The organism is Epilithonimonas tenax DSM 16811, assembly GCF_000428485.1.
Classification (GTDB): domain Bacteria; phylum Bacteroidota; class Bacteroidia; order Flavobacteriales; family Weeksellaceae; genus Epilithonimonas; species Epilithonimonas tenax.
Genome location: NZ_AUAA01000017.1, coordinates 1 through 25,805, shown reverse-complemented (window position 1 = coordinate 25,805; position 25,805 = coordinate 1). Strand labels below are relative to the sequence as shown.

Here is a 25,805-nt window from a genome sequence, read left to right as displayed (position 1 = left end):
AAATCTTGAAGGCTTTTAGAAACTAGAAAGATTTAGTTTGGAGTTTTAATTATTAATTAAACTTGCTAATTGTGTGGAACTGATTCTTTCTTTAAATGAAATTTTCACGTTTTCATTTCTGTAAAAATCATTGAGAGCTTGGAAGTATTTTTCTGCAAAAGCCATTTTTCCTTTTTCATTTTCTGGGATTGCTGTAGAAGTTTCGTAGCCTTTTGATTCTACAATTAGGAAAATTTTATTTCCGTTGTTGCCTTTTATTGCGTAACAAAAATCTGGGTTATATTCTCCCAAAGGCGTTTTTATTTTTAGTTTGGGGAGTTTTCCGAATATTTCTATTTCATCCATTTCAGCATCTTTTTCGATGATTTCTATTTCAAAATTGCTGTCGTATTCTATTACGTTTTCAAAAACCCATTTCGTTTTCAAAGAAAAATCTTGTTCTATATCTTTTTGAAATTTCCCTACACTTCCTGTATCGAGGTACGTTTCTCCATTCTCAGTTTTGAAAACATTGGGCAAAACAGAATTTTCTATGCCGTCGTATCGTACTTTGGATTTCAATAGATTGACCAAATTTTTACGAATAATTTCCTTTATTTCTTTAAGGGTTTGAGCTGGATTTTTAGCCAGTGTATTTTCTTTAAAATCGTTTGATAAAGCATTGAAAATTTTCACACTAAACAAAAGTGGAATCTTGGTACTGATAGAAAGACTTCTCACAAATTCCAGATAATCAACTTTGCTTTTATACGATTCTATATTTACTATTTTTCCGTAAACAGCATCGCTTTCTCCAATTTTATCGACTTTAATTTCTTCTCGCGTTGTTTGCAATACAATTGCATCAATATTCAACTTTTCGACTTCGTTTTTTATATTGATGATTAATTGTTCTTCATTTTCTTTATTCAAATTCTCAATCAAAAAATCTGCATTTTTGCTGATGGTTTCCCACAGTTTTTTAAATTCTGGTAAATGAGAAGCCTTAATAATCAATTTCTTCTTCGGACGAATTTTGCTTTTTTCCTGTATGAAATTTTTATAATCGGTTGCAAAAAGACTTTCCAATGCGCTGAAATGTTCTTGAGGTAAATCTTGGTTTTTTAGAATCGCAGAAAATTCCGCCGATTTTTCATAAATATCTTGTCCGTCAACGGTTTGTTTAAAGACAATCATTTCTTTACTATCAAGCAGTTTAAAAAGACTACGAACCATGATGTCATCAAAATTGTTTTTCTCTTTTAATACTTTTTTCAATTCCTGCTCGGTAAAAGTATCGGCGATAAAAAATGAGTTATTTAAAATTTCATTCTGAATGGCTTCTACAAAACCCTGTTCTTTATTGGAAACCACAACATCCAGATTATTAATTTTCCAAAATTCTTCTTGGTTTGCGTCTAATTCCTGAATAGTTTGACGTTTCAAATCCTGATTCACACAAATACGTAAACCACGACCGATTTGTTGCAATTTTGAAATTTCGCTTCCTTGATTAGAAAGTTTACAGATGGTAAAAACATTCGGATTATCCCACCCTTCCTGCAAAGCCCAGATTGAAAAAATAAATCGTGTTGGGCTCTCAAAAGACAATAGTTTCTTTTTGTCCTTTAAGATTTCATCAACCCCGGTTTTTATTTTTTCGTCGGCATTCCCTTTATCGCCAGAAAAATAGCCTTTGTGTACAACCAAATCCCCTTCGGTATCAAAAGCGTTTTGCAGATAATTCAAATATTCTGAATCATTTACTTTATCAAGATTTTGAATAATTTCTTTTTGTTGGATTAAAAACTCTTCTTCAAAAAAGTTTTTGATTTTAGGATTTTCGCCCCGAAATAAAGAAGTATCGCTTTCTATAAAAAACAAAGTCAAGGCTTTTATTCTTTTTTCAAATAAAGATTTTTCCTTTTCAAAATGAATTTTCACAGTTTCCCGAATCATTGACTTCAAAGCATCGTCCGACAAGGAATAATCTACTTTTATAATATTGTCATCATTTAAAACGAGGCTGTCTTTATTTATTTTTTTGATATTTTTACCATTGAAAATTCCGCCAACACCGAGTATTTTTTTAGTAATCACTCCATTGGTTAAAGTATTTACAATTGCTTTTTTGTTATCAATTGCCATCAATGTATCCATATTCTCAGCAACGTCTTGTGTATAAACCACAATTTTTTTTACAAGATTTTGACGGAAAGACGAAATTGAATCCAGCACATAAGCAACATTAGAAAGCTCAATACTATCTTTTTTCTTAGGAAAAGTAGCTCCAAAACGCAGATAATAATTATTAAAACCGTCAAAATATTTTTTGAAAGCATCACCATCAAAACGGTGCGGTTCATCCATAATTACAATCGGATTCAGCCTTTTCAAACATTCCAAATAACTTTTTGGTGGTTCTGTTTTTTCAGAAAATAAATTGGGAGCGTACAATTCTCTTTCCAGCGGACGGTTCAAGATATTGTCTTTATTACTAAAAGAGCTCGGCGTAAGAATTAAAGCCGACAAGTGTTCTGTTCCGATAAAGCTTTTTACACTAGAAATATTTCCACCTTCATAAACAAAAGTTTCTATTTCTTTTTCCTTTTCGTTGGCATAAAGTGTTTTGAAATAGTTTTTTGTGTCTTCCAGATTGGTTTTCGTTCCTTCACGAATCGGAACTGTAGGAATAAGAACGATGAATTTTTTGTAACCGAAATTTTTATTGAGTTCAAAAATGGTTTGGATGAAAGTGAATGTTTTTCCTGTTCCTGTTTCCATCATCACATCAATATTCTTGTTATGATTTACAGAAAATGGATATTTATTTTTTTGATGATGAGCCGAAAGTGTTTCACTTAGTAGTTCGCCTTGATTAATCTTATCAAAAATCTGAATGATGTTATTGACACAATCTTCTTGATGTTGCTGTATTTCGTATTGGAATTGTTTGGTCATTTTATCTGCAACGAAAAAAACGTGTCACTCTGCAACATTTTATTCTTTTCAGGAAAGGTACTTCGACGAACCCACGCAGAATTGAAAAAACAGCAGAGGACACGCCTTTGCAGACGCATCCCTAAACTGTTTCTCTCTGTGTAATAAAATTGTCGAAGTTTTATCCCAAAAGAAACTTTTAGTAACGCTAAAGTTTATATGTCTTTTTCTTTTTTTAGATCATTAAAATTTTGTTTGGTCAAATATATAAAAAGAAGTCGTTTAAAGTAAATTAAAATTTAAAATTCACTTTGTTGCAAACTCCTTTGAAGTTTTATCTGTGTAGAAATAATGTCCAAAACCAATCTGCGTTCCATAGGAACGCTATCTGTAGTATTGAATCTAGGTGGTTTTATTGCAATCCTAAGGATTGCGCTTAGCTTAATTTCTATTATCTCTACACAGATTCTGCTCCTAAAGGAGCATTTATGATTTTTTGTGATAATTATTTTTACTTTAAACAAGTTCAAAGAAAAACAACCAATAATTGAATTCCAAAAAATTATCTTTGCAAAATGGAATTACAACCAATATTCGAAAAACTGCAGATTCAGGATATGAATCAAATGCAGAAATCGACATACACCGCTTCCGAAAACGAAACCGACATCGTTCTCCTATCGCCGACTGGTTCCGGGAAAACTTTGGCTTTTCTGTTTCCAGTTCTTAGAAATTTAAAATCTGATGTGAAAGGCATTCAGGCTCTGATATTAGTACCCGCAAGAGAATTGGCTTTGCAGATCGAGCAGGTTTTTAAATCGATGGGAACAGATTTCAAAGTTTCTATTGCTTACGGTGGTCACGACAAAAAAATCGAGGTCAATAATTTGATTGAAGCGCCTGCCGTTTTAATAGGAACGCCTGGAAGGATCGCTTACCATTTGAAAAACGAAAACTTTGATCCGGAAACGATCCAGACTTTGGTTTTAGACGAGTTCGACAAAGCTTTGGAACTCGGCTTCCAAGAAGATATGGAGTACATCATCGGGGCTCTCACGGGGCTTTCTCAGCGCATCCTGACGTCTGCAACCGTGATGGACAATATCCCACGCTTTGTAGAACTTAATCAAGAAAAGAAAATCAATTTCCTCAAAGAAAGCGAGTCAAAACCAAACATTCAGCTTCGAAAAGTGATGACCACTTCCGAAGATAAGTTGAATACATTATTCCAATTGATCTGTAAAATCGGAAACAAAAGAACATTGATCTTCTGCAACCACAGAGATGCGGTTGACAGGATCTCAGAACTGCTGAGAGAAAAAGGAATCCAGCGAGAAACCTTCCACGGCGGTATGGAACAGGACGAGCGTGAACGTGCTTTGCTTAAATTCCGAAATGACTCGGCAAGAATCCTTATCACAACAGATCTGGCTTCCAGAGGTTTGGATGTTCCGGAAGTGGAATCTATCGTTCATTACCAATTGCCTCCGAAAGAAGATGCCTTCATCCACAGAAACGGGCGAACTGCGAGAATGAATGCCAAAGGTTTTGCTTATCTCATCATGACGGAGGATGAGATTTTCCCATTCATCAAAAGCAACACGCCGGAAGAAAACGTTTCGGAAAGCAACCGGGTTCCGGAAAGAACGCCGAACCAGACGATTTATATTAGCGCAGGGAAAAAAGATAAAGTTAACAAGGTTGACATTGTTGGTTATCTCATCAAAAAAGGAGAACTCGAAAAAGACGACATTGGTCTGATCGAAGTCAAAGATACGACTTCTTACGTCGCTGTCAACCGAAAGAAAACCATCGAACTTCTGAAAAAATTAGCCAACGAAAAACTGAAAGGCAAAAAGATAAAAATAGAAATCGCTTATTAATAAGCGATTTTTTTATTTGATTCCGGAGACACGCATTTCCACAGTATAGACCGATTGAGAAGCGGTAATAAACAAAGTGGAATGATTCTTTCCTCCAAAAGTGACGTTGGAAGTCCACGCTTCTTCGATTGAAATATGGCTGATCTTCTCTCCTTTGTTATTGAAAACCGTCACACCTTTTCCTGTTAGATAAAGATTTCCCTCGCTATCAAGCGTCATTCCGTCTGATCCCATTTCGCAGAACAATTTTTTAGCGGAAAGCTTGCCTTCTCCTAAAATCTGATAGACATAAGTTTTTCCGGCATTGATATCAGAAACATATAGTTTTTTTAGTTTCTCGCTGCCGATGATACCATTGGGCTGGACAAAGGTTTCCAGTTTTGTGATCGTTCCGTTTTGACTTCTGTAATACAGGTTTTTCTCCGGAATTTCTACTGTGAAATCTTTCCAATACGCTCTTTCGTACAAAGGATCTGTGAAATAGATACCGCCAGATTTATCGGCCCATAAGTCATTGGGACCATTCAGTCTTTTACCTTCAAAACCTTTTGATAAAACCTGGATCTCTCTATTTTTATTGATCTTCCAAATCTCACCATTGTCATCAGAGCAGGTTATCAGGTTATCATTTTTATCGAAGTAAGTGCCGTTGGCTCTTCCGGTCTTATAGAGGAATAATTCGACAGTATTGGTTTTCCAATTCCAGAAATAGATTTTATCATTCGGTTGATCTGTGAAATAGACATTGCCCGCTTTATCAGCAGCCGGACCTTCTGTAAAAGTAAATTGACTGGAAACCAACGTCGGTGGAACTTCAAATAGTCTTACAGTGGTATTCTGAACTTTACAGTTAAGCAACGTCAGCAACATTGCTACATAACCAAAGTTATAAAAAATTTTCATGAGGTAAATTCTAAAGTTGCAAGGTACAATTTGTGTGAAAGAATTAAAAATAATTATCTTTGAAAATTCGATTCAAACAATGAAACTCAATCTTCCGGACAAACTCTATTATTCTATTGGCGAAGTCGCGAAAGCCTTCGATGTGAATACTTCCCTGATCCGCTACTGGGAGCAGGAATTCCCTATCATCAAACCTAAGAAAAACAAAAAAGGAAACCGCTACTTCACCCCTTCTGATATAGAGAATCTAAAGATCATCTATCACCTTGTCAAAGAGAAAGGTTATACCTTGGACGGCGCCAGAGTTGCCTTGACGACCAATACAAAAATCTCCGAAACCATCACGATTATCGACAGATTAGAATTCATAAAAGCAGAACTTCTGAAGCTTAAAAATTCACTAAACGAATAGTCATAAGTTTTTTTTATTCATTTAACAAGTATTTGATTCATTTTATTTAACTTTGGGTTAAAACACAAAAGATGAATCAGAAATTACCTTTCCAGATCCGGAGAAGGCAGCTTCTCGGCCTTGCCATATTCGGCATTCTCATTATCCTGGCACAAGTTGGGTTTTCATTTTACAAGAAGAATCAACATTACGAAAAGCCTGTCATCAATTTCATTTCGGAAAGCAAGCCAGAAATCATCCTAACAGATTTTAACCCAAACGAATTGGATGAAAGTCAATGGAAAAATCTCGGTTTCACGGAAAAACAGATCAAAACTATTTTAAAATATAAAGAAATGGTTGGTGGAAATTTTGGTTCCAAAGCGCAATTTGAAAAATGTTACGCAGTTTCTCCAGAAAAATATGAACAGCTGAAACACTACATTCTGCTTCCGGAAACAACATCTGAGGCTAAAAAAGAGAAGTTTACTTATCAAGCTTTTGAAAAGAAAAAGCTCCATCTCGGAGCGAAATTCAATCCTGATGTGTATGCTCAGAAAGACTGGGAAAATCTTGGTTTTTCTGAGCGACAGGCGGCGGCTATTTTAAAATACAAAAACTATCTCGGCGGAAGTTTTATCAGCAAAGAAAAACTGAAAGAATGCTTTATTATTAATGATGAACAATTCTCACAAATGTCGCCCTATCTGATTCTACCCAACAAAACGCCCGAATACCTGGTGACCAAATTCGGAAAAAAGAAAGAAAAAGAAGTGGTGAAAATCAATCATTACTTTGATCCAAACGATATGACTGTCGAACAATGGAAAGCTTTGGGCTTTTCTGAAAAGCAAGCTAATGTCATCGCCAACTACAGAGATCGAAACCTGAAGGGTGCTTTCAAATCTTTGGAAGACATCCAGAAATGTTTTGTTATTTCAGAAGAAAAGTTCCAGGAAATGAAACCGTGGATCAGATTAACCATTCCAGACAAAGGGAAACCTATGGATGAGAAACAGCTCATCACGGAGAAGACAGATTTCGGTAAAGTCAATCTTAACGACATCAGCTTCAAACAATTGCGAGAATTCGGTTTTACAGAAAAAGACGCAGCAGGCATCTTGGCTTTCAGGAAAAAACTGGGCGGATTTATTCATAAAAACCAATTATTAGAGACTTATGAGATTGACAGAGCTTTGGGCGAAAGATTAATTTATGCTGTTCAACTTGACCATTCTAAAGTTGCAAAATATACCTTAGCGAATGCGCCAGAAGATTGGCTGAAAAAACATCCTTACTTCCGGTACTCCGCAGACAGAATCATCTTCTACAGAATCACCAGCCCAGAAGATAAGAAAATATGGAAATTTCTAAAACTGAAACCAGAGATAGAGGAAAAAATGAAGTTATACCTTAATCCGTAGTTTGAATAACATCCCGCAATAATTTTGTAACTATTTTTTTTTCATTTTTCATGAATATGGCAAAACATTTGATAGTGTATTTATATACTAATATTATCTTATTGGTATATTATTGTACTAAAATAAACTTTTAAAATTTGTTACTTATGAAAAATTATTTAAGATTAATCTTCGGATTATTTGCATTATCATTCGCTACAATGTCTTGCAATGACAATGATGATGAGGAAATGTCTGCGGACAACAGCAAAACTATTGCGACCCTTGTCATAGAAAATCCTAATCTGTCTCTGCTGAAAACAGCTGTAGTAAGGGCAGGATTAGTAGAAACACTTTCCGGAAATGGAACCTTTACGGTTTTTGCACCAACGAATGAAGCGTTCCAAGCTGCAGGCTTATCTACTGAAGCTGTCATAAACGCCGTTCCTGTGGAAACATTGAAAAACATTTTACTCTTCCATGTTTTCTCACAAAAATATCCTGCGGCCAGTATCCCCAATGGTACAACAGAACTTACGACTGCCAGTAGCCAAAAGTCTTACGTTACAAAAAACAGTGCTGGTGTTTTTGTAAACGGTGCAAAAGTAACGGCGGCAGATGTAAATGCCAGCAACGGCGTAGTTCATGTGATAGGAAAAGTCCTAATGCCTCCAACGGGAAATATTGTACAAGTGGCACAGGGCAATTCTAACCTTACTTATCTGGTGGCAGCTGTTCTACGGGCAAGTGAAGGAAGTACAAACGTAGCATCAGTCCTGTCTACAACCAACGGACTGACGGTATTTGCACCCAGCAATCAAGCGTTCATTAATGCAGGTTTCCCAACGATTGCATCTATCCAAGCCGCTAATCCCAATACGTTGGCAAATATTCTGACATATCACGTTATTGCTGCGAGAGTTTTTTCTTCTGACCTTACAGAAGGCGCCATGCCAACTACAGTGAATGGGGGAAAAGTGACCGTGACACTTTCTGGAGGTGCTAAGGTAAAGGGCAATTCCAATACAACTGCTTCCAATATTACAGCTACAGACATTTTAGCAACAAATGGCATAGTCCATCTCATTGATCAAGTTTTATTACCATAATCATAGTTTGTTTATATTTTAAAAAAAAGAAGCCTTATCATATTTTGAAAAGGCTTCTTTTATGTTTTAAAATTGAGTTTCGCTACTCCAAAGTTTTGCTTGAATCTTCCAGCAGATCATTAAGCTCTCTCATTTCGTTTGCCGTAAGATCACGCCACTTTCCAACAGGAAGATCGAGTTTGATATTCATGATACGAACTCTTCTCAGTTTTTTCACCTCATAATCCAGATGCTCACACATTCTCCGAATTTGACGGTTGAGACCTTGCGTGAGAACGATTCGGAAATTCATCGTATCAATTTTTTCTACTTCACACTTCTTGGTAACAGTATCCAGAATAGGAACGCCATTTCTCATTTTTTCAAGAAATTTTTCTGTGATCGGCTTATTAACTCGCACAAGATATTCTTTCTCGTGATTGTTACGCGCTCGCAGGATTTTGTTGACAATATCACCGTCTGAGGTCAAAAGAATAAGACCTTCACTCGGTTTATCCAACCTACCAATGGGAAAAATCCGTTTTGGATGATTGATATACTCAATAATATTATCATTTTCCCGTTTTGTATCCGTGGTGCAAACAATCCCAACTGGCTTGTTGAAAGCAATGTAAACAAATTCTTCCTGCTCTTTTTTGATCGTTTTTCCGTCGACCAAAATTTTGTCGTCATCAGAAACTTTTGTTCCCATTTCTGGGACAACACCATTGACGGTGATTTTGCCTTCTTCCAGCAGTTTGTCCGCTGCCCTTCTGGAACAAAATCCTACTTCTGACAAATATTTATTGATTCTTATTTTTTCCACGATTACATATTTTTGTTTTATGACTTTCCGTTTTGTCACCTAAAATTAGTTAACATACAGCGGATCGCAAAGATTTTTTAGTTACTAAATGTTTTGACGGTTCGCAAATGTGCGAGACTTAACACAGGGTACAAAGCTTTTCAATACTAAATTGGCTTAGGTTGAAAACCAGATATTCAATTTTTGTTTGGTCCAAATTTAAAATCATCATTGATGAAGTCAGTCGTTGCATCATCCACAGAATACGCACCAATCTTCGTTCTTCTCAATTGCGTAAGATAAGCACCAACAGCTAGTTCTTGTCCAATATCGTGGGCCAGACTTCTAATGTAAGTTCCTTTGCTACAACCAACCGTAAAAGAAACAAAAGGCAACTTAACTTCTATATTATTGAGGTAATGAATCGTTGTTTTTCTTGATTTCATTTCTACTTCTGTGCCAGCTCTAGCAAGATCATAAGCACGTTTTCCATCGATTTTAAGCGCAGAAAAAACGGGTGGTTTCTGATCTATTTCGCCAATGAATTTTACTAAAGTTTCGTGAATCCGTTCTTCCGTAATGTGAGAAAAATCGGTGTGTAGAATTTCAGGTTTCTCGGTGTCGTAAGAGTCTGTCTGGACTCCGATTTTAATTTCTGTCCAGTATTCTTTTGCCGCATCTTGGATTTCGGGAATTCTCTTTGTGAATTTTCCGGTGCAGACAATCAATAATCCTGTTGCTCTTGGATCTAAAGTGCCGGCGTGACCTATTTTGAATTGCTTTGGTAATTCCTGAAACTCTCTTTTGAGTTTGTATTTCAATTTATTAACAGCCTGAAATGAGGTCCAATCCAAAGGCTTGTCCAATAAAAATATGTATCCAGATTGTAATTCTTCTGCTGTCATGATGCTAAAAGGGTATTTTGAGTTGAAGACTGTGAACGTTTTAGAAAGGCGTTTTATTTAAAATAGAATAATAAACCGCCCGGGCTTGATTGCAAATCCTTTATTTTGCAACTGCACAAACTAGGGCAAAAAAAAGATTGACTTTGTAGAACCAATTCATTAGGTTTGGAAATAGAACGCTGCTAAGCTCACCCGATTGCCCTATTTATTTAAAATAATAAAAATACACCAACAAGGCAATGCCAACCACAATCCTGTACCAACCCCAAGGTTTGAAACCGTATTTATTTAATAGATTGATAAATGATTTGATCGCAATCCAAGCGACTACAAAAGCCACTATATTTCCAACTATGAAAATCAAAATATGATCTTGAGACTGTAAGATCATCTCGTAACCTTTCTGCGGATTTGGCGTTTCTTTGCCCCAGGTTTTTACAAAAACAGAATATAGCGTGACAGCCAACATCGTAGGAACTGCAAGGAAAAATGAAAATTCTGCTGCTGCTTTTCTGGACAAACCCTGTGTCATACCTCCAATAATGGATGCAGCACTCCTACTCGTCCCGGGCATCATCGCCAGACATTGCCAAAAGCCAATGGTAATTGCTTTTTTGATCGTGATCTCCTTCTCATCCTGTATGACAGGATTTTTGAACCAACTGTCCGCAAATAATAAGACAACACCGCCCAAAACCAAAACTGAAGATATGGCGATTTGATTTCCTAAAACCGATTCAATCGCATCATCCAGGAAAAAACCAATGACCAGTGCAGGCATTACTGCCAATGCTAACTTGTAATAAAATTGAAGATTTGTAAAATCAAAGAACTTTCTACCATACGCCACCACTACAGAAAGTATGGCTCCGAACTGAATAGAAACCTGGAACATCTTGAGAAATTCGGTTTCTTCCAACCCCATAATACTGGCTGCAAATCCCATATGAGCGGTTGAGGAAATCGGAAGATATTCTGTAAGACCTTCTATGATCGCAATGATAATTGCTTTTACTAAATCCATTGTTTACGTTAGTTTTATTAAAAAAAACTTTGTCTCAGTTCCTAACCAAGACAAAGTTTTTATTTGTATTTGTAATTAAATTTTAATCTTTATTTCTTTTAAGTATGGCAACAATCTGTATCACAAATCCTGCTATCACCAACAATGGTGCTAGTCGGATTCTTCTGAAAGAGAAGATGTCCTCATTCCAATAGTTAGGATCAAATTTCCCGTCTGGTGTTGTATTCGCATCTGAGCCCATCATTAGAATGAAACCCAAGAATATCAATCCCAATCCAATCAGCATCAGTTTGAAATGTTTGCTTCCAAAATAGAACGGTTTTTTTTCCACCGCTTCAGTGGTTTTACCGTACTGATCTGCAGCATATTTATTTGTTTTTTTTGCCATTGTTATGAGTAATAAAGGTCATCTACGTTGGTTCGTAAAAATCTCCAGGTTGCAAAGATAGTACTTGCAACGGTAATGAAAATACCTATGAACAAAATGATGATCACAAGAAAGACATATTGGTTTGTATCCTGTACGAATGGTGTTCCAATCTGGCTTGTAAAGTAGTACCACAATCCACCCAGAGCCACTAGTCCTATGAAAGAACCTATTAATCCAAGAATCAGCGCTTCTTTTATGAAAGGCATCAAAATGAATCTTCTCTTCGCACCCACCAACTGCATCGTCTTGATAATGAATCTTTTAGAAAATATCTTCAGTCTGATAGAATTATTAATTAGAACAATTGCAACAATCAAAAATAAAATTGAAAATGCCAGAATCCAAGTCAGGATCCTGTTCAGATTATTATATACATCTATCGTGAGCTGGTTATCGTTTGCGACATCCTTTATTCCTTGTATGGCTTTCAGCTGGGTAACCACGCCATCAATCTTCGCAGGATCTACAAATTCCGGTTTCAGGGTCACCTCCACAGAAGCAGGGAAAATATCTTCTTCAAAAAGCGCATCAGCATCTATTCCCAATTGTTTTTTGGCTAACACAGTCGCCTGTTGTTTGGAAATATAGCGTGCCTGCTTGACATAATTCTGCTGTTTGATTTTCGCAAAAGTCTCCTCCTGGAATTTGAGTGTTTTGGCAGAGTCGCGAGGATCAAGATACTCATCAAAGTAAGCCTCTACAACCAATTGTTCTTTGATATAATCAGAATATTTCTGAGCATTGATCAGTATTAATCCAAATAATCCTACCAGGAATAAAACCAGTGAAATACTGATGACCACAGTAATATTACTGGATCTGAGTCTGCTTTTATTAAAATCGTCAACTGTCTTTGGCATCAATAAAATTTTTGCTAAAATAGAAATTTTCGTTTAATAATAGGCCTTCCTCTCTGTTAATAAAATCATAAAAGCCCGATATAATCTTTATTTTAAGGAACATTCATCGGCATTTTTAAAATCGGCATTTTAATTGTTTAAGGAGAATGATCAAATTAAGCTCATGAAATTAACACGACAGGCTTCCGGAAAGAATTTTTCTTACATTACCAGCACACAGGAAAAATTGAAAGATCAAGAAAAGATCAATTATATCAAATCACTGGCCATCCCGCCAGCGTGGACAGAGGTAGAAATCACCACAAACAAAAGTGCCAAAATACTAGCAATCGGGAGAGATCAAAAAGGCAGAAAACAATACATCTACAATCCGAAATTCCGGGCAAAGAAAAACGCCGATAAGTTTGACAGAATCTTACATTTTGCCGAAAATCTGGAACATATGAGACGCGTAACAGGACAGCATCTCAGACAGAAAAAAATGACCCGGGAAAAAGTTTTGGCAGCGATGGTAAGACTTCTGGATTCTGCCTATTTCCGACCTGGAAGTCCGAAGTATACGAAGCAAAACCAAAGCTATGGATTGACGACGATCCGCAAAAAACACCTGACGATCGAAGGTGATGAGATGGTCTTTTCTTATAAGGGAAAATCAGGAAAATTCCAGGAAAAACACATTATCAATTCGAAATTGACAAAGGTAATTTCTGATTTGGAAGAATTGCCAGGTTACCGCCTGTTCAAATATTACGACAAAGACAACCACTTGATCACCGTAGAAAGTCAGGATCTTAATGAGTACATCAGAGAAATTATGGGTTCCGAGTTTTCCGCAAAAGATTTCCGAACGTGGGCGGGAACCATGATCGCAGCAGGAATCCTGGACGAATTGGGAATCTGCGAAAAGAAGCAACAAAATGAACTCAAAAAACGGATCCGAAATGCCATCGTAGGAGTGTCCGAAAAATTAGGAAATACACCGTCTGTGGCAAGAGATTCTTACATTGATCCCAGAATTTTTGAACATTACAAGAATGGACACACTGTTCAGTATTTTCAAAAGGAAATTAAGAAACTTTTGAAGAAAAATGAGAATCTGTCGGAAACAGAGGTAGGCGTGTTGTACATGTTGAAATCAAAAATGAACACACCTAAGAGATCTTTGAACCGAATGCCCACCGTCTCAGCTTGACAAATATCTGAAAACCTCTCCTATTTTTTCCGTCAAATCAGTGGGCAACATTGACTCTTTGGAAAATTCTTCAGCTGCAAAATCGCCTGCTTTTCCGTGAAGCCAAACTCCGAAAATGCAGGCTTTTTCGATGTCATACTTTTGAGAGATGAGTGAAGTCAGTATGCCCGTCAAAACATCACCGCTGCCGCCTTTTGCCATTCCGGAATTGCCTGTGATGTTATAGAATACTTTCTTCTGGGGCGTGATCACAGCAGTGTGATGATCTTTCAGAACAATGAATATTTGCAATTCTGCTGCTTTTAGCCTCGCCAATTCTATTCTTTCAAAAGAATGAATGGTTTTGCCAAACAACCTTTCAAACTCCAAAGGATGTGGCGTGATGATCGAATGTTTGGGAATCATATTGGTCTTATTATTTTCAGCAAGGATATTCAAAGCATCTGCATCCAGGACAATTGGTTTTTTATAGTTTTTTAGAAAATCAAATAGGCCGTTTTGCGTCTGTTTTTCTTTCCCCAAACCAGGTCCTATACCGTAAACTGCCTTTTCAACAACCTCGATTTTTTCCAGATATTTTGCACCAGAACCTATGAACATCGCCTCCGGAACCCGAGACTGAAGAACAAAGTTTCCACATTCTGGCGCGATTGTAAGCGTCAATCCGCTCCCAGTTCTCAGCGCAGACAAAGTGGACATCACCACTGCGCCGATCTTTCCATCACTTCCGCCCACCAGAATGCTCTTACCAAAACTTCCTTTATTACTGAAGGATTCACGGGGTTTGTAGATTTCTTTTACAACATCGTCATCTATAACAAAATAATCAGTTTCTGTATTTTCGACAAAACCTTCATCTAGACCAATATCTAGAACAACAATTTTCCCACAAAATTTTCCGCTTTCCGCGTGCAGAAAACTTCTTTTGTAGAATTGAAATGTGAGTGTAAAATCAGCGTTGAAAACCGTCGAATCTGCCGCAATCAATTGATCTGCAAATAATCCTGAAGGTATATCTATAGCGACTTTTGGAATCTCAATCTGATTCAATTGATCAATTAATCCTTTTATATTTCCGGACAGTTCTCTGTTCAGTCCATAACCAAAGACCGCATCTATAATACAAAAGTTATCATTTTTGATTATTGAAAAATCAGAAAAACACTTGATCTTGATTGCGCTGATCTGTTTTATTTTATTGAAATTAATTGTAGCGTCTGGTGAATAGTCTTTTTTTTGATCATCTGTAAAAACCGTGACATCAAAACCTTTTTCGTAAAGCATTCTCGCCATTGCAAAACCATCACCACCATTATTTCCGTTTCCGCAAAAAATCAGAAATTCATGGGTAGTTCTGAAGCGATTAGAAATCCAGTCAGCACAGGATTTTGAAGCCCTTTCCATGAGATTGATGGAAGAAATACCATTTTCCACGGTTGCAGCGTCGCATTGTTTCGTTTGATTTGCGGTGAGAATTTTCATTACTCTAAAAGTACAAAAACAAAATTTAATAAAAACATTGATACTTCAGCATAAAAATCTCTTATTGACGACTATTTAACGAAAAAAAATTAATAATATTGCCATAAGTTTAATCAAAAAAAACATAAATATGGGATTTGTAAAAGAATTTAAAGAATTCGCCTTCAAAGGAAATGTGGTAGATCTTGCAGTCGGCGTAATAATAGGAGGTGCCTTTGGAGCCATTATAAAATCGATGGTAGATGATGTAATCACACCACTACTTCTCAACCCTGCTCTCAAGGCTGCCGGCGCAGAAAACATAAAACAGCTCACATGGAATGGGGTTTCGTACGGTAACTTCCTTTCATCGGTCATTAGTTTTGTTCTCATTGCTTTTGTTCTGTTCTGGATGATCAAGATTCTGAATCAATCTAAAAAAGAGGAAAAAACAACAGCCGCACCGTCATCAACCGATAGTTTACTGATGGAGATACGCGATCAGTTAAAAAAATAATTCCAAAGTTCAGTTATTATTCATAAGGTCAATTTAAATTCTATTTATACGCAAGTCTCTCACTTTATACCGATTAGTGATTTTAGCAAGAATAATGGCTTATTTTTATAAATAAAATTATATTTTTGTGTTAACTAACTACAAAAAAAATAAAACTATGGGATTTGTAAAAGAATTTAAAGAATTTGCCTTCAAAGGCAATGTGATTGATCTTGCAGTAGGCGTGATCATTGGTGCTGCATTTGGAGCAATCATAAAATCTTTGGTAGACGACGTGATGACACCTCTACTTTTAACCCCTGCATTGAAAGCCGCAGGAGCCGAAAATATCAAAGAATTAACCTGGAACGGCGTCACTTACGGAAACTTCTTATCATCCATTATCAGTTTCTTAGTGATTGCTCTGGTTCTATTCTGGCTGATCAAAATAGCCAATAAAATCAACAAAAAAGACGAAGTTGCACCAGCAGGACCATCATCTACGGATATTTTGCTCGCGGAAATCCGTGATGAGCTGAAGAAAAAATAACATGACTTTTTTCTAAAATTAAAATGCCACTTTTCTGTGGCATTTTTTATTTCAACCAATCGATTTCCAGAGTGTTATTGTTCTTTTTCATCCTGCCCAGTATCAGTTTCTCCTGAAATTTGATATAATTCTGACCTTTTATTTCTTTTCCAGAATCATCAATCATATAAGTCTCTCCAGCCAGGACGGCTTTTCGGAAGTCAGCCAGTGGATCTCTGCGGTGATTCTTATTAGTAGTTTGATATTTTTTACCGTCAGGAGGAATTGCATTTTCAAATACAAAGGCCAAAACATCTCTTTTAGTAACATTATTTTCAATACCTTTTAGTTCCATTTTACGGAAACCTGATCGATCTTCAATTTTAACAATCAGCCCGGGCAATCCGTAGAATTTAAACATTCCATCCTGAATCAGAATCTCAGGCGCGAACCAGGCAACCCAACGTCTACCAGCAAAATCCGCTTCCGTTTTTTGGGCGTTCCATTCACCAATCATATTTGTATCTGGTGTGATCTTCCAATTAATCTTTACGTGCTGACTGGCATTATAAAACGCCATATCCAACATTACCAGATGATTGATTTTGAAATCAGGATAAGACCCGGGCTACTGGACCATATCCAGCTCAATCCTGTTATTATCTTTCCTGATTTGAGCCTTCAGCCGCTCTTCCTGCTCCTTTGCAAATTTTGTACTGTTCGCATCTTTTCCCGTCATTACGATGGTGGCGCCGCCCATCTGCATTTGTTTGATTCCTTTTGTAGGGTCGTTCTCGTACTCTTTCATCACCTTTTGAAATTGTTTTGAATTGATAGCTATTTCTTTGGCTTCAAAAACATTGATATCAAGATCGCCTTTAATATTCTTGATTCCTTTAAGTTCCATTTTATGTGAACCTGTTTTGTCTTCGATTTTAACGATCAATCCTGGCAAACCCTGGAATTTGTACGGTCCGTCCTGGATAGGAATTTCTGTAGAAAACCAGGCTATCCAATGTCTTCCGGCAAAATCGGCTTCTGCTTTTTGAGCGTTCCATTCTCCTATTTTTTCTTTTTCTGATGAGATTTTCCAATTGATCTTTCGGTCTTCGGCAACTTTGTAAGCATCCATAGAAAGTCGTCTGTGAATACAGATCTGATAATCTGGATAAGTTTTGGTCACAGAATACCTCACATCGCCCTTCTTCATGTCGGATCTTATATTGATAGATCCTGTGGCCGCCAATTGCTTTTCAAGATCCACTTTCATTGCAGAATCTGAGTTGAAAACTGTGTAGCTGTAATATTTGGAGCCCTCTTTTTTGGTATCAAGAAACATCATTTCTGTCTTGACATCCGAAACGTTTGTAGAATCCGGAATGAACTTATATTCGTAGATAAAACGTTTGTTTTGTGAAAATACGACTCCAAACGCTAATGATAATAAAATGGTTAAAATTGGTTTCATTTTGACTGGTATTTAAATTAAAATAAGAAATTATGATTTAAAATTACTTAAGAATATCCAATTCAATTTGGTCATCATTTATTTTGATTTGATTGTTCTGTCGGCTTCCCTGATCTTTTACTAATTTTTGAAACTTCTTTGAATTAATCGCTATTTCCTTAGGTTGAACAATACTGACATTGATTTTTTCATCTATATTTTTGATACCTTTCAGTTCAAGTTTATGAGAACCTGACTTGTCTTCTATCTTTACAATTAACCCTGGTAAACTGTGGAATTTGTACGGTCCATCCTGGATTGGAATATCTGTAGAAAACCAGGCCATCCACTGTCTTCCTGCGAAATCGGTTTCAGCCTTCTGAGCGCTCCACTCGCCTATTTTTTCTTTTTCCGATGTGACCTTCCAATGAATCTTTCGGTCTTCAGAGATCTTATAAGCGTACATCCCAAACGTCCGATGAATATTGGTTTTGTGGTCAGGATAAGTTTTCGTGACAGAGTACCTCACTATTCCTCTTTGTTTAGCAGGATCAATATAGGCAGAATCACTGACTTTCAGCTGCTTTTCCGTGTCTACTTTTGTCAAAGAATCAGAATAGTAAACCGTGTAACTATAATATTTGGAACCGTCTTTTGAAGTATCCAGAAACATCATTTCAGTTTTCACATCGGAAACATTTTTGGAGTCCGGAATAAATATGTATTCATAGATGAACCGTTTGTTCTGCGCCATCAAAAAAACCTGGATAAGAACAGCAATAATTACGAGTGATTTTTTCATATTTCGAGTCATAAAAAAGCCGGCGGACCGGCTAAAGTGTTATGAATGTAAGTTGTTTATTTTGTAATGATTTCAATTTTACCAGCATCATTTGTGCTAAAAATATTAACTGATGCAACCATATTGGGGTCTATTTTGTCAACCTCTTTTATATCAGTAAGTTTCCCATTAATATAAACTTTTGCTTTATTAGGATTAAATGAACCTTTAGCATCAGATGTATTAGTTATTTTAATCGCATCTGCTTTAAAAACACGCTGTGGATTGCCATCTGTAGTTTTATCAAAAATAATAACTTGGTTTGATTTACTGATTCTTTGTGGTGGAGTAATATTTTTAGGCACCTACATACAATTTGACACTAAGTTAAGAAATATAATTAGTTAATTTGAAGACCTGAACTGTCATATATTTTTATTGTATTTGTAGATGTGTAATAATCAATCCAGCCTACGTTTTGACTATCCCAAACAGTTGACGGCGCGGAATAATTTCCAACAACTGCAGGAACAGAGCATAATTTTTTATATTGCATAGCCACTTCAAATTGATTAGTATTTGTATTGATCGTTGGAATCGAACCTTTGCAGCCAAACACTTGGATGGTGAAATTAGTATTTCCTATCGGGAGATTTCTGAAATATACGGCCAAGTGTAATCTTGGAACGCCACTCAGATTTCTGTAATCTTTGAATCTTTTAAGATTAAAGTAATGTGATTCAATAGTTTGAACTTTACTCATCCCTGCGAAAGCATAATAAACATCACTATTATTGAAATTTTTACTGCTACCCGCCAAACTAAAGGATTCCGGATGAGCAGCATCGTTTCTTGTGTAAGCAGCCAAATAATCGCCTGTCCCTGTAAAATATAACCTAGCCTCAAATTTATCCGGGATTAGGGCTCCTGTTGTTGGATGAGGAGCTCTACCATTATCAGGTAATATATAATCTACAATAATATAATCATAAGGTTCTTGAATCAAATAAACTCCAGAAAATTTATTTCTTGGAATTAATTGATTATCTTGATAAGACGATAGAATATTAATATCTGCGCTCAGATATTCATTTATCTCTGCCTTTGTCATACACTTTAAACTATCTGGAATATCTTTTCTTTTGTAAACATCCCAATTATTCCTTGCGTATTGAAATGTTATCATTCTGTTTTCATCTGCCATTTTAATCTATAATTTTAATATTTATAATAATATCCGTAAATTATTATCTGAATAAGGAATCATATATCTTAAGCTGTTAGTTGTTTGTAAGTTAAATTTGGACCTTCAATATGTGTTATTAAATGAATAAATCTTTCTTTAGTTTGCATTTTGCACGTGTTATGTCTGAAAACAAATTCATCAACATATTTTTGTAAATGCTTGTTTGATACGAATCTATGTGGATTTACTATTGCTCTTTTCAATTGACTCCAAAAATTTTCAATTGTATTTGTATGAGTATTACCAACAACATATTGCTTATCTCCGTGATTAACTTTTGAATGGTCATAATATTTACCTAAGTCAGTATATGCCAGCCATTCATCAGTATATGTAGTATCTCCTATTTCAATAGTTCTTAATATAATTGGCAATAATTCCTTTGCAGTTGTTGATTTTACAACGATAGCATTAACCTTACCACCTCTCTCAATCATTCCAAAGACAGGGATTTTACTTTTTAAACTTCTTCCTTGTGAATTTTTAAATTTCTTATTTGAGTGACGATTTTTATTTTTACCACCTACATAAGTTTCATCAATCTCAACTTCATTTGCTAATATATGACCATTTTCAAATGCAGAAGATTTTCTTAATTTATTAAGTAAAAGCCAAGTTGTTTTTTGTGTTAGTTCTAAGTCTCTATGCAACTGCATTGATGATAAGCCACATTTGTGTGATGTATAATACCAAATGGCTAAGAACCAATCCTGAAGCAAAACATTTGAGTTTTTGAATATCGTAATACTTTTTACTGTAAAATATTTCTTTGTTTTACTGCATTTGTATCTGTTATTTTTACATTTATAAACCTTGGCTGTTTTATCAAAAGGTGAAACTGGTTCGCCATTCCAAAGAATTTTTTCAAGATAATTAATACACGTTTGTTCATCTGGAAAGGTTTTGATTAGTGTTTTAACTGAGTTAAATTTAAAGTCGTCGAAAATATTCATATCATTTATTTTAGATATGATTTATATCCGTTTTCGGACGTATTTATAAGATAATTGAGTGCTAATAAAAGCTAAAGTTTGACTGGGATTAATTAATAGTCATCAAATTACTTATATTTGTTTCAAATTATGGATATGGAATATCCATAATAAACATCAACGAAAACATAGGAAGTGTTTAACTTTTCTCTCTAACGAAATCTGGTAAATTTTAGGACGAGAATAAGTGAACTGACCTACGCTATATATCTATGGCGTGGGCTGTTACTTATTTTAGTCCAAGGTCTTACCAGAGCCTGTTAGATAAGATTCGTCAACAGTACCCACGCTTTCTTCTTATCTAATAATCATCCTTCTTCGGGTCTGGGAAGAAACTAAAAATCATTTTTATGTATCAGATTACGGATTTCCGTACGGAAATTAAAACTCTTCAAAATACTTTTGTGGAGTTTGACTTTATGAGCAAAGAATTCTTAACAATCAACTTTTAATAACTATGAAAAAAATCATTTACACATGTTTAGTGTTTTCCTGTGGAATGCTGTCTGCGCAAAAGACATACAAACAGTACAAACAGGAACGAGAATATTCTAAAAGATATAATAATGAACAAAAACAATTATTTAATGTTCGATGTAATAAAGCTTTAAAAGAATGGGATAAGTTAGTCGCCGATTATGAAGCATTGATTTATAAAAATAAAAGCAAAAAATACGTGGATGAAACTTATCCTAAAGCTGTTGAAAGCCTTAACGATTTATGGACAAGTTTATTAGCATCTACAAATCTTATGAATAATCAACAACTTGAGCATTTCAATAAAGTTAAGAATAGATTAAATCAACTTTGGGACAGTCCATATTATTATCAATAAAAATTTAAAAACGATGAGAAAACTTACTTACACATTATTGATTGCAGGACTATTTAGTTCTTGCAGTAAGCTTAAAAAAGATGCTCAAACTGTAGCAGATTTAAAATGTCTTGCACTTGATGCTCACGGTGACAAACGAGACCGTTATGAGCAACAAATTGAGATTATCGGTATAAGTTATACTGGTTCTGATTTGGTAGAATTAGAAAAACAAGTAGCTGAAAATTTTAAAAAATGTCCGGCTAAAATACTTAAAGATAAAGAAGATTTAGAACTCGAAAAAGCAATTAAAGAAACATCTTCAAATAATAATGTTGATGAGATATTGAATGATTATGAGAAGGTTATGAATGAATATACTGATTTGTATCAAAAAACAATAAATGGAGATATTCACGCTATGAATACATACCCGGACGTTTTAGATAAAGCTCAAGAATTGGACGAAAAGATTTCAAAAATACATCGAGGTGAACATTTATCAAGTTCTCAAATAAAAAGAATGAACAAATTGAATATGAAATTATATGATGCAATGTCTAAAGAATAAATTATGAAAAAAATATTAATCACTATGTTATTGAGTATATTCTCAATAGGGTTTGCACAAACATCAATAAATATTAAAGCAACCGATTTTAAGTATACGCATAGAACAAATAATGATAAATGGTCTGAATGGAGTCCTGTTTTAAAAATTTCTTATAAGATCAACATTGATTTGGAAAATAAAAAAATAGTTTTTATTAATCAAGATAATGATGAAAAAACAACTTATACCATTAAAGGTGAAGATTTTTCTAAAGAAAATAAAATTATGTTTATGGTTTTAGATTCAAAACAAACATCATTTATGATGTTAATAGTATCCTCAAAAGATAGTGATGAGAAAAAATTACATTTAATTTCCGAAAATATTAATCGAATTTATACAATCACTTTTTAGTAAAAGAAATCAGCTTATAAGTGGATTTGTAAACGGATATATAATATGTATAAAAATTAAGAATTGGAGAAAAATAAAATTCTCCAATTCTAATGTAATTATTTGTTTTGTAACTCAAATAGTTTAGGTATAAAATCAGAAGAAGCTCTAACTAATCCTGTTTTAAAATACTTAACTCTAATTAGTTCATTTGAATTAACATTTACAACATACATTTTAACTTTTGGGTTGGAGTTTAGATAAGCAATGTCTCCAACCTTAAATACAGATTGATCCATATTTAGAATTTTTTGAGATTAAATAAACGTTATTGGAGACTGTATTAGTCTAAGTTATTAGAATGTTATAAGTTCTTGATTGTGTAAGAGACAATTCAAGAGAATTTCAAACAAATATATTACTTTTTTAATACAAACAAAAAGAACCGACATATTTTATGTCGGTTCTTTTAATAAAATAATTGGTGTCAAATTGTATGTAGATGCCTATTTTTATTATAAACAAATGCTTTCGGAGAATCCAAGCTAGAATTAAAACTGATTTTCAGCGGATTATTCTGGCGCGCTTCTTTATTCAATTCCTGTTGTTTTTTCTGAAGCTTTTTTTGCTCCTCCAATAATTCCTTTTGCTTTTTTTGAAGCTCTGCTCTTTTTTTTTCCAATTTTTTCAACTCTTTTGGAGTAAGCGTAGTTTTTTCTGTCTTATAGAATATATCATTAGAAAAATTATAATTGAAATTGGAAGAAAAATCTTTAAAATCTGGTAAATCAGAAGCATCAAAACCAAAAGCTACAGTTCCATTAGTAAAAGCATCTTTCCCATATTGGTCTGTTATCATTTTCTCAAAATCTGCTTCATTGTAAATCTTTCCAAAATTATCAGAAGTTGATTGTGCTAATTTCTCTGCAAACTCGAGTCTTTTTTTAAATTCAGGAGAATCATAAACTTTTGCTACAGCTTGTTCTGCACGTTTCTCAGCATCAGCAATTCTCTTTTTAAATTCTGGAGAATTAACCATTTTTTCAGCTTCAGCGGCTTTTTTGGCTGCATCGGCTATTTTCTTTTTGAATTCGGGAGAATCACAAAGTTTTCCAATGGCTGCTGAACTTTCTTGCAGGCCTTTCAGATTTTTTCTGTAATTTTCGGAACTCACGATGCTTTCCATTTGGCTGGCAAGCGCTTGCATCTCATTCTCCAAAGCTTTGTATTCTGGTGTTTCCTCCTTTTTGGCTTTTGTAAGCGCTGATAATGCTTTGCTTTTATCAGCCATTTTTGTACTGATCGCGGACATTTTCAAATGATCTTCCTGCAAAGCATCAGAATACATATTGCTTTGTCTTTGATGGTTTGCAGTAAGACTATCAAGCTCAGAAGCTTTGGGTTTTATCGTGTCATTTTTAAGTTCTTTTACTGCGAGGTCTATCGCTTTGTTCGTTTCCGTGATTTCTTTATTTTTGGCATTCACCATGTAGGCAAACACCATCAGGAATAAAATTGGTAGCGCAAAAAGTTTGCGTGCATAGCTGTACTTGGTTTGGTTTTTCGTAAGCATTTTAAGTCTTTTTTTGAGGTTAGAGGATAAAAAAGGACTCGTAACAGGGATGACCGACCCAGAGAAATGACTCCCCAGAAGCATCTGCGCAAATGCTCTGGTATCGGATTTTTTCACTGCCTTGTTGTCCGCCAAGTATTCATGAATAAGATTGATTTCTTTGTTGATAAAATAAAACAAGGGATTGAACCAGAACACCGATTTTACGGTCTGCATCAGAAGTTTGTCCCAACTATGTTTTTGCTGGATATGAACCATCTCGTGTTTCAAAATCTGCTGTCCTACAGGAGAATCCAATTGAATAGACTCTTTCCAGAACAGATTTCGGAAGAATGAAAAAGGTGCGTTGTCTAAATTGGTCTGATAAAACCTGATCCCTTCTATTATCTCGTTCGGAAACCGTTTCCTGATCGATTGGATCTTTACAATTCCCAGTAGCAATCTGATTAAAAGAATGATTGAAACCACTCCAATAATCGCATAAAAAACTGAATAATTAGTGATGTCATGAGCTGAGTTTTGAAATTGTTTTTGATTGAGTTGGCTTAGCAACAAATAAAAATTCTGATTGGTTTCTATGGTGAAATAAGACACCTTTATCAGTGGGAGAACCAGGCTGATAATGACCATCAATAAAAGGTAAAAACGATTGTAATGATGAAATGTCTTATCCTTTAAGAACAATAAGTAGTAAGCAAACATTACCGCTGAACACAGGATCATCTTGCCCAAATAAAACATAAAAGCTTCCATCAGTCCTTGTTTTTAAGTTCATCCAACAACAGCTCCAGATCTTTGACACTGATCTCATTTTTTTCTACCAAAAACGAAACAGCGTTTGTGTAAGATCCTTCGAAATAATTCTTCACCAGACTTCTGATGGATTTGCCGCTGTAGTTTTCTTTACTGATCACAGGAAAATATTCGTGCTGCCTGCCAAAGGTTTTGAAATTAACGAATCCTTTCTCCATCAGAATCTTAAGGATTGTAGAAATGGTGTTGGTGTGCGGCTTTGGCTCCGGGAATAATTCTAAAACGTCTTTTAAAAATCCTTTCTCTATCTGCCAAAGATATTGCATCACCTGCCCTTCCGCCTTCGTTAACTTATTCATAATCTTACTTTTAAAAACAATCAATCTTATATCACTAAAAACTTAGTAATACAAATTTAGAATTAAATTTCAATCTTACAACTATTTTTATAGTTAAAACATAATCTGAGCTATAATCAACTGAATATCAGTGCGTAGAAATTAAATTAATATAAAATGACTCATAAACTTGTATGATATAATAAAAGTTGTATCTTTGCATCGCGAGGTAGAGCAGTAGGTAGCTCGTCGGGCTCATAACCCGGAGGTCGCACGTTCGAGTCGTGTCCTCGCAACCAGTAAGGAGAATCATTTTTTTGATTCTCCTTTTTTTTGTTAATTTACGACTGTTTTTTGCGCATTTTTTGGATCAATTCCAAAACTTGGGGAGAAAGATAAAAATTAATAATTTTGAAGGATGTTAAATGATGTCGAACTCCTTAAATTATTTTTACCGGAACTTCTCATTGAGTATTTTGAGATTGTAAAATTTGAAGAAGAAAACCAAATCCTGCACATCTATTTTGAAGAGAAAAATACTGCTCCGAAAGAGTTTTCTTCTCTGCTATTACAGTCAAAAGGTTTTGTTCCGGAAATAACCGTTGATGATTTTCCTCTGCGTGGAA

General features: G+C 35.1%; 28 protein-coding genes and 1 tRNA gene. 12 read left to right on the top strand and 17 right to left on the bottom strand.

The window, feature by feature from the left end; translation table 11 throughout:
- Positions 1-45: 45 nt before the first annotated feature.
- A complete protein-coding gene (locus F564_RS0109925; RefSeq protein ID WP_028122510.1) occupies positions 46-2,940 on the bottom strand; it encodes a restriction endonuclease in 2,895 nt (964 codons plus the stop codon).
- A 554-nt stretch (positions 2,941-3,494) separates the two neighbouring features.
- Here F564_RS0109925 and F564_RS0109920 point away from each other — a divergent pair.
- On the top strand, positions 3,495-4,802 hold the full coding sequence (locus F564_RS0109920; protein ID WP_028122509.1) for a DEAD/DEAH box helicase: 1,308 nt from the start codon (positions 3,495-3,497) through the stop codon (positions 4,800-4,802).
- A gap of 12 nt (positions 4,803-4,814) precedes the next feature.
- On the opposite strand, the gene F564_RS0109915 is transcribed toward F564_RS0109920, so the two are convergent.
- A complete protein-coding gene (locus F564_RS0109915; RefSeq protein ID WP_028122508.1) occupies positions 4,815-5,705 on the bottom strand; it encodes an SMP-30/gluconolactonase/LRE family protein in 891 nt (296 codons plus the stop codon).
- A gap of 79 nt (positions 5,706-5,784) precedes the next feature.
- On the opposite strand from F564_RS0109915, the gene F564_RS0109910 reads away from it, so the two are divergent.
- The 3 genes from F564_RS0109910 (at position 5,785) to F564_RS0109900 (ending at position 8,608) form a co-directional block, all read left to right on the top strand.
- Entirely contained in the window at positions 5,785-6,117 is a 333-nt protein-coding gene (locus F564_RS0109910; RefSeq protein WP_028122507.1) for a MerR family transcriptional regulator, read from the top strand.
- 71 nt (positions 6,118-6,188) lie between these two features.
- Positions 6,189-7,520, top strand: a complete 1,332-nt coding sequence (locus tag F564_RS0109905; RefSeq protein ID WP_034981286.1) for a helix-hairpin-helix domain-containing protein — start codon at positions 6,189-6,191, stop codon at positions 7,518-7,520.
- 146 nt (positions 7,521-7,666) lie between these two features.
- Positions 7,667-8,608 carry a fasciclin domain-containing protein gene (locus F564_RS0109900; RefSeq protein ID WP_034981284.1) on the top strand — a complete coding sequence of 314 codons (942 nt, stop codon included), beginning with the start codon at positions 7,667-7,669 and terminating at the stop codon, positions 8,606-8,608.
- A gap of 82 nt (positions 8,609-8,690) precedes the next feature.
- On the opposite strand, the gene rluF is transcribed toward F564_RS0109900, so the two are convergent.
- From rluF to F564_RS0109875, 5 genes are all read right to left on the bottom strand, one after another.
- Entirely contained in the window at positions 8,691-9,413 is a 723-nt protein-coding gene (gene rluF, locus F564_RS0109895) for a 23S rRNA pseudouridine(2604) synthase RluF (RefSeq protein WP_028122504.1), read from the bottom strand.
- 176 nt (positions 9,414-9,589) lie between these two features.
- The gene (gene truB / locus F564_RS0109890) at positions 9,590-10,297 is read right to left on the bottom strand and encodes a tRNA pseudouridine(55) synthase TruB (RefSeq protein ID WP_028122503.1); all 708 of its coding nucleotides are present in this window, start codon (positions 10,295-10,297) and stop codon (positions 9,590-9,592) included.
- A 205-nt stretch (positions 10,298-10,502) separates the two neighbouring features.
- Positions 10,503-11,321 (bottom strand): undecaprenyl-diphosphate phosphatase, encoded by an 819-nt coding sequence (locus tag F564_RS0109885; protein ID WP_028122502.1) that lies wholly within the window; start codon positions 11,319-11,321, stop codon positions 10,503-10,505.
- Between the two features lie 82 nt (positions 11,322-11,403).
- Entirely contained in the window at positions 11,404-11,709 is a 306-nt protein-coding gene (locus F564_RS0109880) for a DUF3098 domain-containing protein (RefSeq protein ID WP_028122501.1), read from the bottom strand.
- 2 nt (positions 11,710-11,711) lie between these two features.
- A complete protein-coding gene (locus F564_RS0109875) occupies positions 11,712-12,611 on the bottom strand; it encodes a cell division protein FtsX (protein WP_028122500.1) in 900 nt (299 codons plus the stop codon).
- A 163-nt stretch (positions 12,612-12,774) separates the two neighbouring features.
- Here F564_RS0109875 and F564_RS19085 point away from each other — a divergent pair, with 163 nt between their 5' ends.
- Positions 12,775-13,803 (top strand): DNA topoisomerase IB, encoded by a 1,029-nt coding sequence (locus F564_RS19085; protein ID WP_051259635.1) that lies wholly within the window; start codon positions 12,775-12,777, stop codon positions 13,801-13,803.
- Here the strand turns inward: F564_RS19085 and F564_RS0109865 are convergent.
- Positions 13,795-15,285, bottom strand: a complete 1,491-nt coding sequence (locus F564_RS0109865; protein ID WP_028122499.1) for a bifunctional ADP-dependent NAD(P)H-hydrate dehydratase/NAD(P)H-hydrate epimerase — start codon at positions 15,283-15,285, stop codon at positions 13,795-13,797. The two genes, F564_RS19085 and F564_RS0109865, sit on opposite strands and share 9 nt — an antisense overlap.
- 130 nt (positions 15,286-15,415) lie before the next feature.
- Between F564_RS0109865 and mscL (F564_RS0109860) the strand changes: the two genes are divergently transcribed.
- Complete coding sequence (mscL, locus tag F564_RS0109860; RefSeq protein WP_028122498.1) at positions 15,416-15,781, top strand: large conductance mechanosensitive channel protein MscL; 366 nt, start codon at positions 15,416-15,418, stop codon at positions 15,779-15,781.
- 157 nt (positions 15,782-15,938) lie between these two features.
- Positions 15,939-16,310 carry a large conductance mechanosensitive channel protein MscL gene (mscL, locus tag F564_RS0109855; RefSeq protein ID WP_028122497.1) on the top strand — a complete coding sequence of 124 codons (372 nt, stop codon included), beginning with the start codon at positions 15,939-15,941 and terminating at the stop codon, positions 16,308-16,310.
- A gap of 46 nt (positions 16,311-16,356) precedes the next feature.
- On the opposite strand, the gene F564_RS19080 is transcribed toward mscL (F564_RS0109855), so the two are convergent.
- From F564_RS19080 to F564_RS0109825, 6 genes are all read right to left on the bottom strand, one after another.
- Positions 16,357-16,869: a GLPGLI family protein gene (locus F564_RS19080; protein ID WP_228373888.1), complete on the bottom strand. Its 513-nt coding sequence runs from the start codon at positions 16,867-16,869 to the stop codon at positions 16,357-16,359.
- Positions 16,870-16,917: 48 nt separating this feature from the next.
- A complete protein-coding gene (locus F564_RS0109845) occupies positions 16,918-17,757 on the bottom strand; it encodes a GLPGLI family protein (RefSeq protein ID WP_028122496.1) in 840 nt (279 codons plus the stop codon).
- Positions 17,758-17,800: 43 nt separating this feature from the next.
- A complete protein-coding gene (locus tag F564_RS19075) occupies positions 17,801-18,538 on the bottom strand; it encodes a GLPGLI family protein (protein ID WP_051259633.1) in 738 nt (245 codons plus the stop codon).
- A 56-nt stretch (positions 18,539-18,594) separates the two neighbouring features.
- Positions 18,595-18,882, bottom strand: coding sequence for a hypothetical protein (locus F564_RS0109835; RefSeq protein ID WP_028122495.1), 288 nt, complete (start codon positions 18,880-18,882; stop codon positions 18,595-18,597).
- Positions 18,883-18,917: 35 nt separating this feature from the next.
- Positions 18,918-19,721, bottom strand: a complete 804-nt coding sequence (locus F564_RS0109830) for a hypothetical protein (protein ID WP_028122494.1) — start codon at positions 19,719-19,721, stop codon at positions 18,918-18,920.
- Between the two features lie 68 nt (positions 19,722-19,789).
- Positions 19,790-20,716, bottom strand: a complete 927-nt coding sequence (locus F564_RS0109825) for an IS1595 family transposase (RefSeq protein ID WP_028122493.1) — start codon at positions 20,714-20,716, stop codon at positions 19,790-19,792.
- Positions 20,717-21,212: 496 nt separating this feature from the next.
- Here F564_RS0109825 and F564_RS0109820 point away from each other — a divergent pair, with 496 nt between their 5' ends.
- Genes F564_RS0109820 through F564_RS0109810 form a run of 3 tightly spaced genes read left to right on the top strand, consistent with a single transcriptional unit; the run spans position 21,213 to position 22,536 of the window.
- Positions 21,213-21,590, top strand: a complete 378-nt coding sequence (locus F564_RS0109820) for a hypothetical protein (RefSeq protein ID WP_154656846.1) — start codon at positions 21,213-21,215, stop codon at positions 21,588-21,590.
- Positions 21,591-21,603: 13 nt separating this feature from the next.
- Positions 21,604-22,140: a hypothetical protein gene (locus F564_RS0109815; protein WP_028122491.1), complete on the top strand. Its 537-nt coding sequence runs from the start codon at positions 21,604-21,606 to the stop codon at positions 22,138-22,140.
- Between the two features lie 3 nt (positions 22,141-22,143).
- Positions 22,144-22,536 (top strand): hypothetical protein, encoded by a 393-nt coding sequence (locus tag F564_RS0109810; RefSeq protein ID WP_028122490.1) that lies wholly within the window; start codon positions 22,144-22,146, stop codon positions 22,534-22,536.
- 98 nt (positions 22,537-22,634) lie between these two features.
- Here the strand turns inward: F564_RS0109810 and F564_RS0109805 are convergent, their stop codons facing one another.
- The 3 genes from F564_RS0109805 to F564_RS0109795 all read right to left on the bottom strand — a co-directional run bounded on the left by F564_RS0109805 (position 22,635) and on the right by F564_RS0109795 (position 25,200).
- The gene (locus F564_RS0109805; protein WP_028122489.1) at positions 22,635-22,814 is read right to left on the bottom strand and encodes a hypothetical protein; all 180 of its coding nucleotides are present in this window, start codon (positions 22,812-22,814) and stop codon (positions 22,635-22,637) included.
- A 188-nt stretch (positions 22,815-23,002) separates the two neighbouring features.
- Entirely contained in the window at positions 23,003-24,841 is a 1,839-nt protein-coding gene (locus tag F564_RS19935) for a M56 family metallopeptidase (RefSeq protein WP_051259632.1), read from the bottom strand.
- Positions 24,841-25,200, bottom strand: coding sequence for a BlaI/MecI/CopY family transcriptional regulator (locus F564_RS0109795; protein WP_028122488.1), 360 nt, complete (start codon positions 25,198-25,200; stop codon positions 24,841-24,843). The genes F564_RS19935 and F564_RS0109795 overlap by 1 nt, the downstream gene beginning before the upstream one ends.
- A 202-nt stretch (positions 25,201-25,402) precedes the next feature.
- Between F564_RS0109795 and F564_RS0109790 the strand changes: the two genes are divergently transcribed.
- Positions 25,403-25,478, top strand: a tRNA-Met gene (locus F564_RS0109790).
- Positions 25,479-25,597: 119 nt separating this feature from the next.
- Positions 25,598-25,805: ISAon1 family transposase N-terminal region protein (locus tag F564_RS0109785; protein ID WP_028122023.1), on the top strand; the 208-nt coding region annotated here is incomplete at its 3' end.

Bases quoted from the DNA above. Each gene is read 5' to 3' on its own strand.
- F564_RS0109880 (WP_028122501.1), bottom strand. From the start codon at position 11,709: ATGGCAAAAAAAACAAATAAATATGCTGCAGATCAGTACGGTAAAACC.
- mscL (WP_028122497.1), top strand. From the start codon at position 15,939: ATGGGATTTGTAAAAGAATTTAAAGAATTTGCCTTCAAAGGCAATGTG.
- F564_RS0109805 (WP_028122489.1), bottom strand. From the start codon at position 22,814: ATGGATCAATCTGTATTTAAGGTTGGAGACATTGCTTATCTAAACTCC.
- F564_RS0109865 (WP_028122499.1), bottom strand. From the start codon at position 15,285: ATGAAAATTCTCACCGCAAATCAAACGAAACAATGCGACGCTGCAACC.
- F564_RS0109905 (WP_034981286.1), top strand. From the start codon at position 6,189: ATGAATCAGAAATTACCTTTCCAGATCCGGAGAAGGCAGCTTCTCGGC.
- F564_RS19085 (WP_051259635.1), top strand. From the start codon at position 12,775: ATGAAATTAACACGACAGGCTTCCGGAAAGAATTTTTCTTACATTACC.
- F564_RS0109915 (WP_028122508.1), bottom strand. From the start codon at position 5,705: ATGAAAATTTTTTATAACTTTGGTTATGTAGCAATGTTGCTGACGTTG.
- F564_RS0109825 (WP_028122493.1), bottom strand. From the start codon at position 20,716: ATGAATATTTTCGACGACTTTAAATTTAACTCAGTTAAAACACTAATC.
- F564_RS0109845 (WP_028122496.1), bottom strand. From the start codon at position 17,757: ATGAAACCAATTTTAACCATTTTATTATCATTAGCGTTTGGAGTCGTA.
- F564_RS0109875 (WP_028122500.1), bottom strand. From the start codon at position 12,611: ATGCCAAAGACAGTTGACGATTTTAATAAAAGCAGACTCAGATCCAGT.
- F564_RS0109900 (WP_034981284.1), top strand. From the start codon at position 7,667: ATGAAAAATTATTTAAGATTAATCTTCGGATTATTTGCATTATCATTC.
- F564_RS19935 (WP_051259632.1), bottom strand. From the start codon at position 24,841: ATGGAAGCTTTTATGTTTTATTTGGGCAAGATGATCCTGTGTTCAGCG.
- F564_RS0109910 (WP_028122507.1), top strand. From the start codon at position 5,785: ATGAAACTCAATCTTCCGGACAAACTCTATTATTCTATTGGCGAAGTC.
- F564_RS0109920 (WP_028122509.1), top strand. From the start codon at position 3,495: ATGGAATTACAACCAATATTCGAAAAACTGCAGATTCAGGATATGAAT.
- F564_RS0109820 (WP_154656846.1), top strand. From the start codon at position 21,213: ATGAAAAAAATCATTTACACATGTTTAGTGTTTTCCTGTGGAATGCTG.
- mscL (WP_028122498.1), top strand. From the start codon at position 15,416: ATGGGATTTGTAAAAGAATTTAAAGAATTCGCCTTCAAAGGAAATGTG.
- F564_RS0109885 (WP_028122502.1), bottom strand. From the start codon at position 11,321: ATGGATTTAGTAAAAGCAATTATCATTGCGATCATAGAAGGTCTTACA.
- truB (WP_028122503.1), bottom strand. From the start codon at position 10,297: ATGACAGCAGAAGAATTACAATCTGGATACATATTTTTATTGGACAAG.
- F564_RS0109810 (WP_028122490.1), top strand. From the start codon at position 22,144: ATGAAAAAAATATTAATCACTATGTTATTGAGTATATTCTCAATAGGG.
- F564_RS0109830 (WP_028122494.1), bottom strand. From the start codon at position 19,721: ATGGCAGATGAAAACAGAATGATAACATTTCAATACGCAAGGAATAAT.
- F564_RS0109815 (WP_028122491.1), top strand. From the start codon at position 21,604: ATGAGAAAACTTACTTACACATTATTGATTGCAGGACTATTTAGTTCT.
- F564_RS19080 (WP_228373888.1), bottom strand. From the start codon at position 16,869: ATGGCGTTTTATAATGCCAGTCAGCACGTAAAGATTAATTGGAAGATC.
- F564_RS0109795 (WP_028122488.1), bottom strand. From the start codon at position 25,200: ATGAATAAGTTAACGAAGGCGGAAGGGCAGGTGATGCAATATCTTTGG.
- F564_RS0109925 (WP_028122510.1), bottom strand. From the start codon at position 2,940: ATGACCAAACAATTCCAATACGAAATACAGCAACATCAAGAAGATTGT.
- F564_RS19075 (WP_051259633.1), bottom strand. From the start codon at position 18,538: ATGAAAAAATCACTCGTAATTATTGCTGTTCTTATCCAGGTTTTTTTG.